This is a genomic window from Burkholderia arboris (assembly GCF_902499125.1).
GTDB lineage: Bacteria > Pseudomonadota > Gammaproteobacteria > Burkholderiales > Burkholderiaceae > Burkholderia > Burkholderia arboris.
Map to the genome: position 1 here is coordinate 82,834 of NZ_CABVPX010000015.1, position 17,248 is coordinate 100,081.

General features: G+C 68.3%; 17 protein-coding genes and 1 riboswitch. Of the genes, 10 read left to right on the forward strand and 7 right to left on the reverse strand.

The genetic code is table 11. From position 1 onward, the window contains the following. The first annotated feature begins 152 nt into the window (after positions 1 to 152). On the forward strand, positions 153 to 932 hold the full coding sequence (locus BLA15945_RS19385) for a DeoR/GlpR family DNA-binding transcription regulator (RefSeq protein WP_014896128.1): 780 nt from the start codon (positions 153 to 155) through the stop codon (positions 930 to 932). Between the two features lie 302 nt (positions 933 to 1,234). Further along, positions 1,235 to 1,432: a hypothetical protein gene (locus tag BLA15945_RS19390; protein WP_006477892.1), complete on the forward strand. Its 198-nt coding sequence runs from the start codon at positions 1,235 to 1,237 to the stop codon at positions 1,430 to 1,432. Between the two features lie 88 nt (positions 1,433 to 1,520). Here the strand turns inward: BLA15945_RS19390 and BLA15945_RS19395 are convergent, their stop codons facing one another. Further along, positions 1,521 to 1,889, reverse strand: a complete 369-nt coding sequence (locus BLA15945_RS19395) for a hypothetical protein (RefSeq protein ID WP_059233269.1) — start codon at positions 1,887 to 1,889, stop codon at positions 1,521 to 1,523. 162 nt (positions 1,890 to 2,051) lie between these two features. Between BLA15945_RS19395 and glpD the strand changes: the two genes are divergently transcribed. From glpD to BLA15945_RS19410, 3 genes are all read left to right on the forward strand, one after another. Continuing rightward, the gene (glpD, locus tag BLA15945_RS19400; protein WP_174993167.1) at positions 2,052 to 3,575 is read left to right on the forward strand and encodes a glycerol-3-phosphate dehydrogenase; all 1,524 of its coding nucleotides are present in this window, start codon (positions 2,052 to 2,054) and stop codon (positions 3,573 to 3,575) included. 105 nt (positions 3,576 to 3,680) lie between these two features. Continuing rightward, positions 3,681 to 5,183 carry a glycerol kinase GlpK gene (gene glpK / locus BLA15945_RS19405; RefSeq protein WP_059233267.1) on the forward strand — a complete coding sequence of 501 codons (1,503 nt, stop codon included), beginning with the start codon at positions 3,681 to 3,683 and terminating at the stop codon, positions 5,181 to 5,183. Positions 5,184 to 5,264: 81 nt separating this feature from the next. Then, positions 5,265 to 5,981: an MIP/aquaporin family protein gene (locus BLA15945_RS19410; RefSeq protein WP_059233266.1), complete on the forward strand. Its 717-nt coding sequence runs from the start codon at positions 5,265 to 5,267 to the stop codon at positions 5,979 to 5,981. Between the two features lie 69 nt (positions 5,982 to 6,050). Here the strand turns inward: BLA15945_RS19410 and BLA15945_RS19415 are convergent, their stop codons facing one another. Genes BLA15945_RS19415 through BLA15945_RS19425 form a run of 3 tightly spaced genes read right to left on the reverse strand, consistent with a single transcriptional unit; the run spans position 6,051 to position 8,733 of the window. Then, positions 6,051 to 7,301 (reverse strand): NAD(P)/FAD-dependent oxidoreductase, encoded by a 1,251-nt coding sequence (locus BLA15945_RS19415; RefSeq protein ID WP_174993168.1) that lies wholly within the window; start codon positions 7,299 to 7,301, stop codon positions 6,051 to 6,053. 4 nt (positions 7,302 to 7,305) lie between these two features. Next, on the reverse strand, positions 7,306 to 7,614 hold the full coding sequence (locus tag BLA15945_RS19420; protein ID WP_059233264.1) for a non-heme iron oxygenase ferredoxin subunit: 309 nt from the start codon (positions 7,612 to 7,614) through the stop codon (positions 7,306 to 7,308). A gap of 36 nt (positions 7,615 to 7,650) precedes the next feature. Then, the gene (locus BLA15945_RS19425) at positions 7,651 to 8,733 is read right to left on the reverse strand and encodes a fatty acid desaturase family protein (RefSeq protein ID WP_174993169.1); all 1,083 of its coding nucleotides are present in this window, start codon (positions 8,731 to 8,733) and stop codon (positions 7,651 to 7,653) included. Between the two features lie 174 nt (positions 8,734 to 8,907). On the opposite strand from BLA15945_RS19425, the gene BLA15945_RS19430 reads away from it, so the two are divergent. The 5 genes from BLA15945_RS19430 to BLA15945_RS19450 all read left to right on the forward strand — a co-directional run bounded on the left by BLA15945_RS19430 (position 8,908) and on the right by BLA15945_RS19450 (position 13,917). Continuing rightward, the gene (locus BLA15945_RS19430) at positions 8,908 to 9,972 is read left to right on the forward strand and encodes a LacI family DNA-binding transcriptional regulator (RefSeq protein ID WP_174993170.1); all 1,065 of its coding nucleotides are present in this window, start codon (positions 8,908 to 8,910) and stop codon (positions 9,970 to 9,972) included. Positions 9,973 to 10,116: 144 nt separating this feature from the next. Continuing rightward, a complete protein-coding gene (locus tag BLA15945_RS19435) occupies positions 10,117 to 11,118 on the forward strand; it encodes a xylose isomerase (protein ID WP_174993171.1) in 1,002 nt (333 codons plus the stop codon). 39 nt (positions 11,119 to 11,157) lie between these two features. Then, positions 11,158 to 11,985 (forward strand): TIM barrel protein, encoded by an 828-nt coding sequence (locus BLA15945_RS19440; RefSeq protein WP_174993172.1) that lies wholly within the window; start codon positions 11,158 to 11,160, stop codon positions 11,983 to 11,985. Positions 11,986 to 12,055: 70 nt separating this feature from the next. Continuing rightward, complete coding sequence (gene iolG, locus BLA15945_RS19445; protein ID WP_174993173.1) at positions 12,056 to 13,042, forward strand: inositol 2-dehydrogenase; 987 nt, start codon at positions 12,056 to 12,058, stop codon at positions 13,040 to 13,042. A 188-nt stretch (positions 13,043 to 13,230) separates the two neighbouring features. Continuing rightward, positions 13,231 to 13,917: an HAD family hydrolase gene (locus tag BLA15945_RS19450; protein ID WP_059233259.1), complete on the forward strand. Its 687-nt coding sequence runs from the start codon at positions 13,231 to 13,233 to the stop codon at positions 13,915 to 13,917. A 70-nt stretch (positions 13,918 to 13,987) separates the two neighbouring features. On the opposite strand, the gene ribB is transcribed toward BLA15945_RS19450, so the two are convergent. The 3 genes from ribB to BLA15945_RS19465 all read right to left on the reverse strand — a co-directional run bounded on the left by ribB (position 13,988) and on the right by BLA15945_RS19465 (position 17,234). Beyond that, positions 13,988 to 14,698: a 3,4-dihydroxy-2-butanone-4-phosphate synthase gene (ribB, locus tag BLA15945_RS19455; RefSeq protein WP_059233258.1), complete on the reverse strand. Its 711-nt coding sequence runs from the start codon at positions 14,696 to 14,698 to the stop codon at positions 13,988 to 13,990. 118 nt (positions 14,699 to 14,816) lie between these two features. After that, positions 14,817 to 14,965, reverse strand: a riboswitch (FMN riboswitch). Between the two features lie 192 nt (positions 14,966 to 15,157). Next, a complete protein-coding gene (locus tag BLA15945_RS19460) occupies positions 15,158 to 15,841 on the reverse strand; it encodes a helix-turn-helix domain-containing protein (protein WP_059233257.1) in 684 nt (227 codons plus the stop codon). Between the two features lie 217 nt (positions 15,842 to 16,058). Further along, positions 16,059 to 17,234 (reverse strand): MFS transporter, encoded by a 1,176-nt coding sequence (locus BLA15945_RS19465; protein WP_174993174.1) that lies wholly within the window; start codon positions 17,232 to 17,234, stop codon positions 16,059 to 16,061. Between the last annotated feature and the right edge of the window lie 14 nt (positions 17,235 to 17,248).

Sequence of the window (17,248 nt, forward strand, 5' to 3'; positions counted from 1 at the left end):
GCAGCGCGATCGGTGGAATCGCACAAATTCATTTGTCACATGAATCCATGCGATTTCCGCATGAATCGAGCATCGCCGTGCGGGCCAGGCCGGCCGAACGGCGTTGCCGCCCTTACAATACCTGCTCCGTCTCACGACACGACCATCGAGCCATGACCCGAGATCCCCGCCTCACCCTCAACGCGCGCCAGCAGGAATTGCTCGAATGGGTGCAGCGCGACGGCTTCGTGACCGTCGACGATCTCGCCGCGCACTTCGCGGTGACGCCGCAGACGATCCGCCGCGACGTGAACTGGCTCGCCGACCTGAACCTGCTGCGCCGCTACCACGGCGGCGCGAGCCTGCCGACCAGCTCGGAGAACGTGTCGTACACCGCGCGCCAGCGGATGTTCCACGACGAGAAACGGCGCATCGCGGCGCTCGCGGCGTCGCACATCCCCGACCAGGCATCGCTGTTCATCAACCTCGGCACGACGACCGAGGAAGTCGCGCGCGCGCTGAACCGCCATCACGGGCTGCACGTGATCACGAACAACCTGAACGTCGCGTCGATGATGAGCGGCTACCCCGACTGCGAGGTGCTGATCACGGGCGGCATCGTGCGGCCGTGGGACAAGGGGATCGTCGGCGAGCTCGCGATCGACTTCATCCGGCAGTTCAAGGTCGACTACGCGATCATCGGCACGTCGGCGATCGAGGCCGACGGCACGCTGCGCGACTTCGACACGCGCGAGGTGCGCGTGGCCGAGGCGATCATGCAGCACGCGCGCACGGTCTACCTCGTGGCCGACCATTCGAAGGTCGGCCGCCCGGCGCTGGTGCGCCAGGGCCATCTGAGCCAGGTGCACGCGCTTTTCACCGACAAGCCGCTGCCGCCGGAGATGGCCGATACGGTGGCCGCCGCCGGCACCCAGGTGTACATCGCGGAATGACGGCTGCGATGCTGCACCGCACCTGAAACTTCAAGTGAAATCAAGAAGTTGGCGCCGCGCGCGAACCGCTTGCGGTGCCCGCTCCTGTCAAACGGAAAATTAACGGGGCACGATTTGTCGTTGCCTGCGTGCTCGACTAGACTCCAGTTCCCCGGCCCGTTCGCCCGATCCGCCTGTGCCAGGGCGAGTGCGAACCGCAGGGCCGGCGAATACAGCTTTCCCCCCAAGCCATACCCCGCGGGGTATCGCGCGTCGGCGTGTGCGCCGGCCGCGCGGGCAGTCCGATTGCCATGGAGAGAACGATGCTGAGTCCGCATGAATTCGCCACGCTATTGCTTGTGAAGGACGCGCCTGATCAGCGCGACATGGATCGGGATGAACTGGACATCCTGCTCGAACAGCAGCTCGTTCGCCTGGAAGGGCTCGGTTCGGGGCGCAAATACTGCGTGACCGAGACCGGCGACGCCGCGCTGCGATCCATCAAGTACCGCTATTCGTGAAATTCCGCCGTTCCTGACCTGACCGCGTAGCCGGATCCCCGGCCACGCGGTCGCTTCCGCTTGTCCCGCCCGTTCTCCGCAGCCCGCTTCAACCGCCGCGCAGCGTCGGATCGACCGCCGCCCGCCAGCTGATGGCCTGTGCGCGCGCCCCGTTGAAATACGCGATCCAGCCGGCGCGCGCCGCCGCGTCAGGCGCCACATAGTGGGTCGAAAGTTCGTTTACGAACGCACAATAGTTCGCTTCGGTCAGCCCGCGATACCGTTTCGCCACATACGCGTCGTACAGCGTCGAGTAGACCGGCTGCGCGTCCGCGCCCCAGTCGCGCGCCGTGCCGCCGCACGATGTCTGCAGGTCGACGAACGACGGCGCCCGCCAGTTGCCGGTGAGCGGCGGCATGCCCGCGCTGCACCCCGCCAGAAAGACGGCGCACACGCCGGCCCACATCCCAATACGCATGATTCACCTCGCGAAACGGTCGATTCCGCCAGTATCGTCCGGGATCGCGCCGGACGCTACTGGCCCCGCTTTTTCGAACTTTACTTTTTCGATTTCGTTCGTTAAATTTCGAATTCGAACATTTCGTGTTCACCCCATTTCAACAGACGATAAGGACAGCAGGTGACCCAACCGAATCGCTACGATCTGCTCGTCGTCGGCGGCGGCATCAACGGCGCGGGCATCGCGCGCGATGCGGCCGGCCGCGGCCTGTCGGTCATGCTCTGCGAGCAGGACGACCTCGCGTCGCACACGTCGTCGTCCAGCACGAAGCTGATTCACGGCGGCCTGCGTTACCTCGAGTACAACGAGTTCGGGCTGGTGCGCAAGGCGCTGCAGGAGCGCGAGACACTGCTGCGCGCGGCACCGCACATCATGTGGCCGCTGCGCTTCGTTATGCCGCACATGCCGAACCTGCGTCCGGCCTGGCTGATCCGCATCGGCCTGTTCCTCTACGATCACCTCGCGAAACGCGAACTGCTGCCCGGCTCGCGCGGCATCGACATGCGCCGCCATGCGGCCGGCGCACCGCTGATCGATTCGATCAAGCGCGGCTTCGTGTATTCCGACGGCTGGGTCGACGACGCACGCCTCGTCGTGCTGAACGCGATGGATGCGAAGGAGCGCGGCGCCGAGATCCTGACGCGCACCAAGCTCGTCTCCGCCGAACGCCGCAGCGACGAATGGGAAGCGCGACTGCAGCACGCCGACGGTTCGATCCGCGTCGTGCATGCGCGCGCGATCGCGAACGCGGCCGGCCCGTGGGTCGGCGACGTGCTGCACGGCGCGCTCGGCCGCGGCGCGCAGCACAGCGTGCGGCTCGTGAAGGGTAGCCACATCATCACGCGCCGCCTGTTCGATCACGATCACGCGTACATCTTCCAGAACCCGGACAAGCGGATCATCTTCGCGATTCCGTACGAACACGACTTCACGCTGATCGGCACGACCGACGTCGAATACACGAACGATCCCGCGAAGGTCGCGATCGATCGCGACGAGACGCAGTACCTGTGCGATTCGATCAACCGCTACTTCAAGCGCAAGATCTCGCCGGCCGACGTGCACTGGACCTACTCGGGCGTGCGCCCGTTGCTCGAAGACGAGAACGCGACAAACGCGTCGGCCGTCACGCGCGACTACCGCCTCGAGCTCGACGACGGTGCGGGCGCCCCGCTGCTGTCGGTGTTCGGCGGCAAGATCACGACGTTCCGCAAGCTCGCGGAAGAAGCCGGCGACATGCTGTGCCGCGCGCTCGGCCGCGACGCGAAAACCTGGACGGCCGGCGTCGCACTGCCGGGCGGCGACATCGCGAACGCAAAGTTCGACGTGTTCGCCAGCGCGTTCGCGAAACGCCATCCGTGGCTGCCCGCCGCGCTCGCCCGCCGCTATGCGCGTGCATACGGCACGCGCGCGGAGCGCGTGGTCGACGGCGCGACGTCACTCGCCGATCTCGGCGCCGAAATCGCGCCGGGCATCCACGACGCCGAACTGCGCTACCTGCGCGACGCCGAATGGGCGACCTGCGCGCAGGACGTGCTGTGGCGCCGCTCGAAGCTCGGCCTGCACGTCACGCCGGGCACGCTGGACGCGGTGACGGCCGCGGTCGATGCGTGGTTCGCCGCCGCGCACGCGCCGCACGCGTGATCCGATTGCAGTTGCAGTTGTCTTACCGACGTTGATTCACCGACGCGCCGCCCACCATGCGGCGCGCATCACAACTACGCCAATTCACGGATGGAGATGAGAGACATGCAGGATCAGTACATCCTCGCGCTTGACCAGGGCACCACGAGTTCCCGCGCGATGCTGTTCGACCGCCAGGGCAATATCGTATCGATCGCCCAGAAGGAATTCGAACAGATCTACCCGCAACCCGGCTGGGTCGAGCACGACCCGCAGGAAATCTGGTCGACGCAAGCCGGCGTCGCCGCCGAAGCCGTCACGCGCACGGGCATGAACGGCACGTCGATCGCCGCGATCGGCATCACGAACCAGCGCGAGACGACCATCGTCTGGGATCGCGAAACGGGCCAGCCCGTCTACAACGCCATCGTCTGGCAGGACCGCCGCACGGCCGACTTCTGCGACTCGCTGAAAAAGCAGGGTCTCGAAGCGAAGGTGCGCGCGAAGACCGGCCTGCCGATCGACTCGTACTTCTCCGGAACCAAGATCCGCTGGATCCTCGACAACGTGCCGGGCGCACGCGAGAAGGCCAAGCAGGGCAAGCTCGCGTTCGGCACCGTCGACAGCTGGCTCGTGTGGAATTTCACGAAGCACGAACTGCACGTGACCGACGTGACGAACGCATCGCGCACGATGCTGTTCAACATCCACACGCGCGAATGGGACAACGAGCTGCTCGAACTGCTCGACATCCCGCGCAGCATGCTGCCGGAAGTGAAGGCCTCGTCGGAAATCTACGGCCACACGAAGACCACCGTGTTCGCGTCGAAGATCCCGCTCGCGGGTATCGCCGGCGACCAGCAGGCGGCACTGTTCGGCCAGATGTGCACGACCTCCGGCATGGTGAAGAACACCTACGGCACCGGTTGCTTCCTGATGATGAACACCGGCGACAAGCCGATCGAGTCGAAGAACAACCTCGTCACGACGATCGCCTGGCAGATCGGCAACGACGTGCAGTACGCGCTCGAAGGCAGCATCTTCATCGCGGGCGCGGTCGTGCAATGGCTGCGCGACGGCGTCGGCATCATCAAGACGGCCGCTGAAATCGAAGCGCTCGCCGCGAGCGTGCCGCACACCGACGGCGTCTACCTCGTGCCCGCGTTCGCCGGCCTTGGCGCACCGCACTGGAATGCGCGGGCACGCGGCTCGGTGTTCGGCGTCACGCGCGGCACGACCTCCGCGCACCTCGCCCGTGCGGCGCTCGATGCAATCGCGTACCAGTCGCTCGACGTGCTGGCCGCGATGGAAGCCGATTCGGGCATCAGCATCGGCGAGCTGCGGGTGGACGGCGGCGCGAGCGCGAACAACCTGCTGATGCAGTTCCAGGCCGACCTGCTCGGCGTCGACGCGGTGCGTCCGCAGATCACCGAGACGACCGCGCTCGGCGCGGCCTATCTCGCGGGCCTCGCGATCGGCTACTGGAAGAACCTCGACGAAGTGCGCGACCAGTGGCAGCTCGATCGCCGCTTCTCGCCGTCGATGCCGAAGGAGCAGGTCGAACGCTGCATGTCGGGCTGGCAGCGTGCGGTGCGCGCCGCGAAGGCCTGGGCCGACGACGCCCAGTAATCCCGACACTTCCCAACGAAATACAACAACACCGGCGGACCGCGCCACCCGCGAGTCCGCCGCGACATACGAGAGACAACCATGTCACCTTATATTGCAGAATTCATCGGCACAGCGATCCTCGTGCTGCTCGGCAACGGCGCGGTCGCAAACGTGCTGCTTGCAAAGACCAAGGGCAAAGGCGCGGACCTGATCGTGATCGTGATGGGCTGGGCGATGGCCGTCTTCGTCGCCGTCTACGTGACCGCGTCGTTCAGCGGCGCGCACCTGAACCCGATCGTCACGATCAGCCTCGCGCTCGCGGGCAAGTTCGCGTGGTCGAAAGTCGGCGGCTACATCCTCGCGCAGATGCTCGGCGGGATGGCGGGCGCGCTGCTCGTGTGGCTCGCCTATCGCCAGCACTTCGCGAAGGAAGCCGATGCCGACCTGAAGCTCGCGGTGTTCTGCACGGCGCCGGCGATCCGCAGCGTCACGCACAACGTGCTGACCGAAGCGATCTGCACGTTCGTGCTGATCCTCGGCGTGCTGTACCTCGCATCGCCGCAGGTCGGCCTCGGCGCACTCGACGCGCTGCCCGTCGGCCTGCTCGTGCTCGGCATCGGCATCTCGCTCGGCGGCCCGACCGGCTATGCGATGAGCCCCGCGCGCGACCTGTCGCCGCGCATCATGCACGCGCTGCTGCCGATTCCCGGCAAGCGCGACAGCGACTGGCGCTATGCATGGGTGCCCGTCGTCGGCCCGCTGCTCGGCGGCGCCGCGGCCGCCGGCCTGTATCTGCACCTGCACACCACGATCTGATCGCGGTTTGAACGAAGCGCGCGGCGTTCGGCGTCGCGCGCTTCATTTCCCCGTCTCGCCTCCCGGCCGCTACCGGTCACTCACGGCCTTCACCAGCGATTTCAGCTTCACGTCGACGTCCGCGACGGCTGCCGGCGTCACGTCGATCCCGCGCTCGACCAGCATTCTCGCCACGCGCATTTCCTTGATGAATCCCGATGCACGGCCGAAGCCGCTTGCAGCGACGAGCCGCGTGCCCGCATCGAAATGGAAATGGATTTCAGCATCGTCGTCGAGCACGCGCGCAACCGACCGCTCGCCGAGCGCCGGCTCCCCGGCCACCTGCAACTGCGCGTCGTATTGATCGGACCAGAACCACGGCGTATCGCGATACGGCTCGCCCGCACCGAGCATGTTGCGGGCCGCGATGCGTGCCTGCGTCTCGGCGCCGTGCCACGTCTCCTGCCGAACCGGCCGCCCCGACAGGGCGCTCGGAAACACCGCGACATCGCCAGCCGCGAAAATGCCTTCCGCCGACGTCTCGAGCTGCGCGTTCACGACGATCCCGCGCTCGACCGCGAGGCCCGCGTCGCGCGCCAGTTCGTCGGCCGGCTCGATCCCGACGCCGGCGACGACCGTATCGGCGATCAGCGTGTCGCCATCGTCGAGCACGACCGCCAGCGCACCGCCGGACGTCCGCTCGATCGCAACGGGTTTCCGGTTCACGCGGATCGCCACGCCCTGCGCTTCGTGCAGGGCGTGCACGCGCGCCGCGATCGTCTCCGGTACCGCGCGCCCGAGCAGGCGCGGCGCCGCATCGAGCACGCTCACGCGGCAACCGCGCAATCGTGCCGACGCCGCCACTTCGAGACCGATGAAACCACCGCCGATCAGCACGATCCGCGCGTCGGGCACGAGCCGCGCGCCGAGTGCCGCCGCATCGTCGAGTGTGCGCAACGCGAATACGCCATCGAGCGCCGCACCCGGAACAGCCAGGCGGCGCGCGAGGCCGCCGGTCGCGAGCAGCAGCGCCTCGTAGCCAAACACCCGCCCGCCCGACACGCGCGCTTCGCGTGCGTGCGGATCGATGCGCTCGACGGTTCCGACCACCGGCTCGATGCCGTCCGCCGCCCATGCGTCCGGATCGCGCAACCGGCATTGCGCCGCACTGCGCTCGCCCGTCAGCACGCCCTTCGACAACGGCGGCCGTTCGTACGGCAGGTGCGCCTCCGCGCCGATCAGCACGATGCGCCCGCGCCAGCCGGACTCGCGCAGCACCTGCGCCGCGCGGCCGCCCGCGTGGCCGGCGCCGACGATCGCCATCACCCGGTCGTCGATCATCGCGTCACACCTCGATCAGGATGCGGCCGTCTTCGATCTTCGCGCGGTACGTGCGCAGCTTCTCGCACGCGGGCGCCGACAGCGGCCTGCCGTCGCGCACGTCGAAGCGCCCGTTGTGCTTCGGGCATTCGATCACGTGATCCATCACGAACCCGTCCGCGAGATGCACCTGCTCGTGCGTGCACAGGCCGTCGCTCGCATAGACCTCGCCGTCGATCCGGTAAATCGCGTAGGTACGGCCGTCGTGGTCGAAGCGCGCGACGTCTTCATCGTCGATGTCGTCGAGCGCACCGGTGTCGATCCATTGCGTCATGTTGCGTGTCTCCTTGGTGGGCGGGTTCGATGACGGTCATGCACGCACGGCGTCCGGCACGGGCCGCACGACATAGTCGGACGGGTCGCGCGTCTGCCGGACCAGCGCCGGCACGATCTCCGCGTACGCGGCCAGCGTGCTGCGGTACGGCGGCGGCATGTCGGCCTTCACGGCGTCGTGCAGTTCCGGCAGCGCGTGAAACGGCACCATCGGGAACATGTGGTGCTCGACGTGATAGTTCATGTTCCAGTACAGGAAGCGGAACACCGGATTCATCATCACGGTGCGGCAGTTGCGCCGGTGATCGAGCACGTTCTCGGGCATGCCCGCGTGCTGCGTCAGGCCGAAGTACAGGTACAGCCACGCGCCGTACAGGCTCGGCAGGCCGATGTAGAGCAGCGGCAGGATCGTGTGCCAATACGACGACGCACCGGCCACGAGCGCGTACACCGCGAGATGGATGCGCGACTCGCGCACGACCTTGCGCCATTCCGATTCGGGCACATAGGTGCGCTCCTCGTCGTCGAGCCGGCCGGTGAACGACACCGCGATCATCTTGCGCAGCTCGCCGGCCACATGCTTCAGCGCGACGACGTTCAGCGCGAGCGCAAGCCAGTCGGTCGGCTTCGGCGCGGCGATTTCGGGATCGCGCCCAACGATCAGCGTATCGGTGTGATGCCGCGCATGGCTCCAGCGCCATGCGGTCGCGCGGCGGAACACCTGGAACGATGCGACCTGGTACAGCACGTCGTTCATCCAGCGTGTGCGGAACGCGGTGCCGTGCCCGCATTCGTGCCAGCGCGAGTCGGCCGGGCTGCAGTAAAGCGTGCCGTACACGAAGAACGCGGGGATCGCCCACGCCGAATGCGCGCGCCACGCCAGCCACGCGAGCCCGCCGCTGATCGCGATCGCCGCGTACCAGATCAGCGTGTCGCGGATCGCACGCGCATCGCCGCGCTGCATCAGCCGCTTCATCAGCGGCCGCGGCACCGCGCACCGGTACCATGCGGCGTTGACGAGCCCTGCCGCTTGCGCGCGCTCGCCGGCGCCGCCGGTCATTCTGTATTCCTGACGGCGTGCCGCCATGCGGTCGCGCGCCGGGTGGTCGGGTTGAGCCACGTCTGTCTCCCTGGTTTCTGGTGCGGGGAAAGCGCAACGAGCGCTTCGCCATGGAATCAAAATTAGGCCCCCGGCCTGCGCTGCTCAATCGAAACGTTGACGAAATTTCGCCATCGCTTTAGCGTGTCCGGCAACGCCACGCGATCGATGGCGACCCCAACGATGGAGACGACCATGGCAGGTGAATCCGGGCCGCGCTGGCGCAAGCGCACCGCGCGCTTCGACGAGATCGCGGCGCTCGCGGGCGTCAGCACGACCACCGTCGACCGCGTGCTGAACGAGCGCGGCAGCGTGTCCGCGCAGGCGCGCGAACGCGTGGTGGCGGCCGCACGGCAGCTCGGCGTGCCGCGGCTGCTGCCCGACACGCGGCACGGGCTGATCCACGTCGACGTGCTGCTGCCGGACACCGACGCGCCGTTCTTCCGGCGGCTCCAGCAGGCGCTGCAGCGCTCGCTGCAGATGCTCGACCGGCGCGTGGTCGTGCACCGGACGATCCTGCCCGCCGCGGACGACGAACGCGCCGCCGCGCTGATCGAACGGCCCGCGTACCGGCGCGCGGCGCTGATCGTCACCGCGCGCGACACGGCTCGCGTGCGCGACGCACTGGCCGGCGCGATCGCGCGCGGCGAGACCGTCGTCACGATGGTCACCGACATCGGCGGCATCGATCGCGCGCACTTCGCCGGCATCGACAACTACCGCGCCGGACGCACGGCCGGCTACTACATCGGCCGCCTCGCGGCGCGCCCCGGCCGCGCGCTGCTGCTCGGCGGGCGCATGGGCTACCGCGCGCACGCCGACCGGATGGCCGGCTGCCGCGACCAGCTCGCCGACGCGTTCGCCGCGATCCGCTGCGACGACGAGCCGGTCGAAACGCTCGACCAGGACGACCGCTGCTACCGTGCGGTGACGAAAGCGCTGCAGGCGCACGACGACGTGGTCGCGATCTACAACAGCGGCGCCGGCTCGGCCGGCATCGAAGCGGCGCTGCGCAAGGCCGGCGCCATCGGGCGCGTCGTGTGGATCGGCCACGAGATGATCGACCAGCACCGCGCCTTCATCGAAGCCGGCGCGATGGATCTCGCGATCGACCAGGATCCGGACGGCCAGGCGATTTCCGCACTGCAGCACGTGCTGCATGCGTGCGGGATCGTCGAACAGCCGCCACCCGGCGACCCGGTCGAATTCCGCGTGTTCTGCCCGGCGAACGTGAGGACGAGCGCGTACCTGCAGCCGTGAATCGCGCCGCGCAACGCGCCGCGTGCGCCTGGCGAAAAAATCGACCGCCGCATTGGCGATTTTTCGTCAACGTCGGTCATGCAGCCCGCGCCGCGCATCCGTACATTGGACAGCCATCCGCAGGACAGCAATGGACAGGAGACGATGGCTGAACCGATCCTCATCGGCGTGAACCTCGACGGCGTGCTCGAACACGACGGCCTGCCGTTGCCCGCGCCCGCCGAACGCTTCCGGATGGTCGCCGGCGCCGGCGTGTTCGATTACGTCGAAAAGAACCCGGTGCGCGGTGAAGACCTGTCGCCGTATTTCGCGCGGGTCGACCGCCATGCGCTGCCGATTCGCGTGATCGGCGGCATCTGGCGCGCCGGCCGCGACGAAGCGCACGTCGCCGAGATCGTCGACGCGGGCGCACGCCTCGGCAGCACGGTGCTCAACTGCCAGCTGTTCGCGCATCACGCGGACGGCCACCCTCTGTCGGACCGCGAAGTCGCCGATTTCTACCTGCGTACCTATGAACGCGGCGAGCCGGTTGGCTGCCTGCCGAGCCTCGAAGTGCACGTCGACATGTGGAGCGAGGATTTCGCGCGCGTGGCGCGCGTCGCGCAGCACGTCGAGCAGGCCGGCGCACCGTTCCGGATCACGCTCGATCATTCGCACCTGCTGTTCAAGATCGGCAATCGCCCCGAACTCGATGCATCGGGCCTGCGCGACCCCGCCGACGACGGCCGCGCGCGGCTCGACCCGGCTTCGCCCGCGGCCTTCTACACCGACTGGATCGCGCGCGGCTGGGTCCGGCATGCGCATGCGCGCAGCGTCGCGCCGAACAATCCGGACAACCGCTGGATGCGCCGCGCGGACGGCCGGCCCGGGCGCGGCATCCAGTACCCGTTCGTCGCGCCTGCGCCGGGCGCCTATCACGGCGAATGGCACGCGGCGGCGCTCGACACGTGGAAAGCCGCGCTGCGTCAGTTGCTGCGCGCGCAGATTCACGCGCGGCCGACGCAGCTCGAACAGATCAGTTGCGAGTTCATCCCGTTTCCCGACTACGGCGGCGGCGCACGCTATTCGATCTTCGACAACAACGTCGCGTGTGCGCACTGGCTGCGCGACACGTGGCACGCCCTCGCCACGCGCACCGGCACCTGATTCGGACCCCGCCCCCACTCAAGCCCCAAGGACAGAACGATGACGCAAGCCTTCCATTTTTCGCTGAACCGGATGAGCGCGCCGCGCTTGCCGCTCGACCGCTACGTCGCACTGTGCCGGCGCCTCGGCGTCGACACGATCGAGATTCGCAACGATCTCGACGGCGTCGAGATCGCCGACGGCACGCCGGCCGCGGCCGTGCGCGCAACCGCCGAAGCCGGCGGCGTGACGATCCTGACGATCAACGCGCTGCAGCGCTTCGAGCAATGGAACGCCGAGCGCGCGGACGAAGCGACCGTGCTGGCCGACTACGCGGCGCAATGCGGCGCGCGTGCGCTGGTGCTGTGCCCGACCAACAGCCGCAACGACACGCGCGACGCGGACGCGCGCCATGCGGATCTCGTGAAGTCGTTGAAGGCGCTGAAGCCGATCCTCGAAGCACGCAACCTGCTCGGCTTCATCGAGCCGCTCGGCTTCGAGGAATGCGCGCTGCGCCGCAAGTCGGATGCGGTGAAAGGCCTCTACGACGCGGCGGGCGAACAGGTGTTCCGGCTCGTGCACGACACGTTCCACCACCACCTGTCCGGCGAGGACATCTTCTTCCCGAACCTGACGGGCCTCGTGCACATCTCCGGTGTCGAGGAAGCCGACCTGCCGGTCGACCGGATGCGCGACGGCCACCGCGTGCTGGTCGGCCGCGCCGACCGGCTCGGCAACCTCCGGCAACTGCGCGAACTGCTTGCACGCGGCTACCGCGGCGCGTTCTCGTTCGAGCCGTTCGCGAGCGAGATCGCCGAGGCCGGCGACATCGAAGCGCGGCTGCGGGCGAGCATCGACTACGTGCGCGGTGAACTGGCGGATCGCTGATACAGCATCAGGGCACGCTGCCGACGCATGTCGCGTGCCTGGAAAACAATCGAATCAACAGGAGAACGGAATGATCGAATTCGCTTTGTTCGGCGCGGGCAGGATCGGCAAGATCCACGCGGCGAATCTCGCGCGCCATCCGGGCGCGAAGCTCAGGTACGTGATCGACCGGCATGCGCCGTCGGCCGAAGCGCTCGCGCACGCGCACGGCGCGCAGGTCGCCGACATCGAGCGCGCGCTCGGCGACGCGTCGGTGCAGGCTGTCGTGATCGCGTCGAGCACCGACACGCACGCGGACCTGATCGTCGCGGCCGCGAACGCGGGCAAGGCCGTGTTCTGCGAGAAGCCGGTCGACCTGACCGTCGAACGCGCGCGCGCGTGTGCGGACGTCGTGCGGCGCACCGGCGTGACCTGCATGATCGGCTTCCAGCGCCGCTTCGACCCGACGTTCGCGGCGCTGAAGGCACGTGTCGAGCGCGGCGAGATCGGTGCGCCGGAAATGCTGGTCGTCACGAGCCGCGACCCGGGCGCGCCGCCGGCCGACTACCTCCGCAGCTCGGGCGGCATCTTCAAGGACATGCTGATCCACGACTTCGACGTGTTCCGCTGGATCCTCGGCGACGAAGCGCAGACGCTGCACGCAACCGGCAGTTGCCTGACCGACCCGGCCGTACACGAAGCAGGCGACATCGATTCGACGGCCGTGACGATCCGCACGCGGCGCGGGTTGCTGTGCCAGATCAACACGTCGCGGCGCGCGGCCTACGGCTACGACCAGCGCTTCGAGCTGCTCGGCAGCAACGGGATGCTGCAGGCCGGCAACGTGCGGCCGACCGAGGTGAGCGCCTGGCTCGCCGGCGGCATCGCGGCCGACGTGCCGCAGCCGTTCTTCCTCGAGCGCTACCGGCATGCGTACGCGGCCGAGATCGCGCACTTCGTCGACGCGCTGCGCGACGGCACGCCGGTCCGGACGACGATCGACGACGGACTCGCCGCGCTCGAGCTGGCCGAAGCCGCGATGACGTCGTGGAAAACGGGGCGCGTGATCGAGCTGTAACGCGACAAACAGCGGCGGCCCGGGCACCCGGGCTGCCGCCATCGGGCGATCGGCGCGGCGGCGGCACGGAATGCGGCAACCGCGCGCCCGCATCGGGCAAATTTGCCGAAACGTCGCGCGGCACGCGCGTGAAAGCACGTATGATGGCGAATTGATCGGCGTCGCCGGTCTACCGCATTTTCATCACCATGCTCGATCACCTCATCTGCGACTGCGACGGCGTGCTCGTCGACAGCGAAGTCATCGCCGACCGCGTGCTGCTCGATACGCTGTCCGCCACGTTCCCGAACCTCGATTTCGAAGCCGCCGCGAAATCGGCATTCGGCCAGCAGACGTCGCGCTTCCTCGCCGGGATCGAATCCCGCTTCGGGATCGAGATGCCCGCGAACTTCATCGAGACCATCGAGCACAACATCGAGGTCGCGCTCGCGCAATCGCTCGCGCCGATCTCCGGCGTGCGCGACGCGCTGCTGAAGGTCACGCTGCCGGCGGCCGTCGTATCGAACAGCCGGCTCGTACGCGTGCGCAACTCGCTGAAACGCGCGGCGCTCACCGAGATCTTCGGCGAGCGCGTATTCAGTTCCGAGCAGGTGGCGCGCCCGAAACCCTACCCCGACGTGTACCTGCATGCGGCCCGGACGCTCGGCGTGGCGCCGGCGCGCTGCATCGTCGTCGAGGACAGCGTATCGGGGTTGAATGCCGCGCGCGCGGCCGGGATGAAGACGATCGCGTTCGTCGGCGCGAGCCACATCCCCGACAACTACGCGGACGCGCTGCGTGCGATGGGCATCACGCGGATCATGCGCAAGATGGACGAATTGCCGTCGCTCGTCGAAGCCGGCATGCGCGGCGAATTCGGCGACGTGCAGTCCTGATTGCCAGTCAGGCCGGATCGGGTCGATCCGGCCCGCCACGGGTGCGCGAACGCACCCGCCTTCCGTTCACTCAGGCCGGTTCGCAGCAGCGCTCGCGCGCGGCCGCCAGCGCCTCGCGAAACTCGACGAGTTCCGCGATCGTCAGCATCGGCAACCCGTGCCGTTGCGCGAAAAGCTCGACCTCGTCGCCGCGCGTCATCGTGCCATCCGGATTCATCAGCTCGCACAGCACGCCGGCCGGCTTCAGGCCCGCGAGGATCGACAGGTCGACCGTGCCTTCGGTGTGACCGCGGCGCGCGAGCACGCCACCCGGTTGCGCACGCAACGGAAATACGTGGCCGGGCCGCACGATGTCGTGCGGCTTTGCGCCTTCCGCGATCGCCGCACGGATCGTCGTCACGCGATCGGCCGCCGACACACCGGTATGCACGCCTTCGCGCGCTTCGATCGACACCGTGAACGCGGTGCCGTTGCGGCTCTCGTTGGTCTGCACCATCGGCGGCAGTTCGAGCGCGCGCACCGTGTCGTCGGTCAGGCACAGGCACACGATGCCGCTGCACTCGCGGATCAGCAGCGCCATCGTCTCGGGCGTGATGCGCTCGGCGGCGACGATCAGGTCGGCTTCGTTCTCGCGGTCGTGGTCATCCTGCAGCACGACCGCACGGCCTGCGCGCATCGCGTCGAGCGCAGCGGCGATGCGCGGCGGCACCGGTTCGGAATCCAGCAACGGGAGATCGGCAAAGGCGTCGGCGGGTGCCGACGATACGGACATCAAGGACATGTGAAACGCTCCTCGCAAATACGATTTGGGCGAAAAACGTTTCAGGGCATTGCAAACAGACAGAACGACAACCCGCTTCGCATGCGTCGCGAAGCGGCCCTGACGGACATGACTATCTGCACATCTTCTCTCATCCGGACTATGACCGTCGGCTCTGGCATTCGACCAGATCTGCTGACCCCGCGCGGATGCGCGGGCGCTCGCGGGCTCGCCGGCTTACGCCAGCCTACCGCCGGTGGGGAATTTCGCCCCGCCCTGAAGACGCACTGATTGCCGGACGGGGGTTCCCCGTCACCGGCGGGCCAAGCATACCGCAGCCGCGCGCGAAGCGCAGCGAACCACACCTAAAACCTTACTGACGACTCCGTCTAACGGCATCGTCCGAACGGCCGATCACCTGGCCGCGCTCCCGCGCAACAGCGGCAAAGCGGCCGTTCCGTACTCGTACTGCCCGCCCGGTCAGTGGGCCGCGTGCGCCGCGTCGGGCACGAGCCAGCGCGGCGGCACCTCGGGGCTCACCGTCACGCGGAACGCGCGCGCTTCGCTGTCGCCCGGGTTGCGCAGGCTGTACGGCTGGTCGGCATCGAACACGATCGCGTCGCCGGTCGCGAGCAACTGGCGACGGTCGTGCACGCTGACTTCGAGCGTGCCTTCGCTGACGACGAGGTTGACCGTCGTGCCGGGCGCGCGGCGCGCGCCGGGCTCCGTATGCAGCGGCGCGATCCGCAGCTCGTGGAATTCGGCTGCGGCCGGCTCGCCTTCCGGATACAGCGCGCGTGCCGAGAAACGGCCGTTCGAACTGACGACGCGCGAGGCGCGTTCGGCCGCCAGATGCTCGAAGCCGTTCACCGCATGGCGGCGCAGGAACGCAGCGACCGACACCTTCAATGCCGCTGCGATCTTGCAGAGCACCTTGATCGACGGCACGCTGCGCGCCGATTCGATCTGCGCGAGCATCGCGCGCGACACGCCGGACAGCCGCGCGAGCGCATCGAGCGACAGCTGCCGCTCGGCGCGCAAGCGCGCGAGGTTCACGCCGACGACCTGCTCGAGGAGGTCGAGCGACGCGGACGCGCGCAGGTCGGCAGCATTGCCGGACTCGAAGGAAGACACGTCGCGCACGAGCGCCAGGGATGAAGACATAGCATTGCCTCCGGGCCGCTGCGCGGCCCTGCGTATGGGGTAAGCCGGGATCGGAATCGGGTTGCGCCAGCCTTGGCGCGTATCGAAACGCTATCACCCGGCCTTGCACGGGCAAACGAAGTTATCTTCACACCGTTATCAGCATCGCGGAGGAATGCGTTTCTCGCGAACCTTTTCCTGCCGCTATCGCGTCACCGCCTGCTCGCCGCGGCAACGCTCACTGCGCGGCCGGCGCCGCGCCGCGTGCCGGGCCGCGCGCGTCGAGCCGCATCGCGAACCACGTGACGACCAGCGCCGCGAACGTCACCGCAACCGCGACCCACGGCAGCGCGTCGAGCGCGAAGCCGTGTTCCAGCGCGAGGCCGCCGAGCCACGCGCCGCCCGCATTGCCGACGTTGAACGCGCCGATGTTCAGCGTCGACGCGAGATGCGGTGCGCTCGCGGCCTTCTCGACCACGCGCGCCTGCAGCGGCGGCACCGTCGCGAACGCGGCGATCCCCCAGACGAATACGGTGACGGCGGCCGCGACCGGCAGGTGGCTCGTCTTCGCGAACACGGCCATCACGGCCATCAGCGCGACGAGGATCGCGATCAGCGACGGCATCAGCGCGCGGTCGGCGAGCTTGCCGCCGAGCGTGTTGCCGATCGTCAGCCCGGCGCCGAACAGCACGAGGACCAGCGCGACCGCGCGCGGCGAGTAGCCGGACACGGTTTCCAGAATCGGCGCGATGTACGTGAACACGACGAACACGCCGCCGAAGCCGAGCACCGTCATCAGCAGCGCGAGCCATACCTGCGGCTCCTTCAGCACGCGCACTTCGTGACCGAGGCCGACCGGCCCGCTGTCATGACGGTTCGGCACGAGCGCCGCCACGCCGCCGAGCGCCAGCACGCCGAGCGCGGCGACGATCCAGAACGACGCGCGCCAGCCGAGCAGCTGGCCGACGAACGTGCCGAACGGCACGCCGAGCACGTTCGACAGCGTGAGCCCGGTGAACATCAGCGCGATCGCGCTCGCGCGCTTGTCGGTCGGCACGAGCGACGCGGCGACCACCGCGCCGATCCCGAAGAACGATCCGTGCGCGAACGACGTGACGACGCGCGCGACCATCAGCATCGCGTAGCCGGACGCGGTCGCGCACAACACGTTGCCGACGATGAAGATCGCCATCAGCAGTTGCAGCGCGGCCTTGCGCGGCATGCGGCTCGTCAGCACCGCGAGCAGCGGCGCGCCGGCCGCGACGCCGAGCGCATAGCCGGTGACGAGCAGGCCGGCCGACGGCAGCGACACGGCCAGGTCGTGCGCGACTTCGGGCAGCAGGCCCATGATGATGAATTCGGTGGTGCCGATGGCGAAGGCGCTGATCGCGAGCGCCAGTAACGGAATGGGCATGACGTTCTCCGGAA

Excerpts from the sequence above, each read along its gene's own strand:
- BLA15945_RS19415 (WP_174993168.1), bottom strand. The coding sequence starts at position 7,301 with ATGATCGACGACCGGGTGATGGCGATCGTCGGCGCCGGCCACGCGGGC.
- BLA15945_RS19385 (WP_014896128.1), top strand. The coding sequence starts at position 153 with ATGACCCGAGATCCCCGCCTCACCCTCAACGCGCGCCAGCAGGAATTG.
- iolG (WP_174993173.1), top strand. The coding sequence starts at position 12,056 with ATGATCGAATTCGCTTTGTTCGGCGCGGGCAGGATCGGCAAGATCCAC.
- BLA15945_RS19430 (WP_174993170.1), top strand. The coding sequence starts at position 8,908 with ATGGCAGGTGAATCCGGGCCGCGCTGGCGCAAGCGCACCGCGCGCTTC.
- BLA15945_RS19395 (WP_059233269.1), bottom strand. The coding sequence starts at position 1,889 with ATGCGTATTGGGATGTGGGCCGGCGTGTGCGCCGTCTTTCTGGCGGGG.
- BLA15945_RS19390 (WP_006477892.1), top strand. The coding sequence starts at position 1,235 with ATGCTGAGTCCGCATGAATTCGCCACGCTATTGCTTGTGAAGGACGCG.
- glpK (WP_059233267.1), top strand. The coding sequence starts at position 3,681 with ATGCAGGATCAGTACATCCTCGCGCTTGACCAGGGCACCACGAGTTCC.
- BLA15945_RS19460 (WP_059233257.1), bottom strand. The coding sequence starts at position 15,841 with ATGTCTTCATCCCTGGCGCTCGTGCGCGACGTGTCTTCCTTCGAGTCC.
- ribB (WP_059233258.1), bottom strand. The coding sequence starts at position 14,698 with ATGTCCTTGATGTCCGTATCGTCGGCACCCGCCGACGCCTTTGCCGAT.
- BLA15945_RS19420 (WP_059233264.1), bottom strand. The coding sequence starts at position 7,614 with ATGACGCAATGGATCGACACCGGTGCGCTCGACGACATCGACGATGAA.
- BLA15945_RS19465 (WP_174993174.1), bottom strand. The coding sequence starts at position 17,234 with ATGCCCATTCCGTTACTGGCGCTCGCGATCAGCGCCTTCGCCATCGGC.
- BLA15945_RS19410 (WP_059233266.1), top strand. The coding sequence starts at position 5,265 with ATGTCACCTTATATTGCAGAATTCATCGGCACAGCGATCCTCGTGCTG.
- BLA15945_RS19435 (WP_174993171.1), top strand. The coding sequence starts at position 10,117 with ATGGCTGAACCGATCCTCATCGGCGTGAACCTCGACGGCGTGCTCGAA.
- BLA15945_RS19440 (WP_174993172.1), top strand. The coding sequence starts at position 11,158 with ATGACGCAAGCCTTCCATTTTTCGCTGAACCGGATGAGCGCGCCGCGC.
- BLA15945_RS19450 (WP_059233259.1), top strand. The coding sequence starts at position 13,231 with ATGCTCGATCACCTCATCTGCGACTGCGACGGCGTGCTCGTCGACAGC.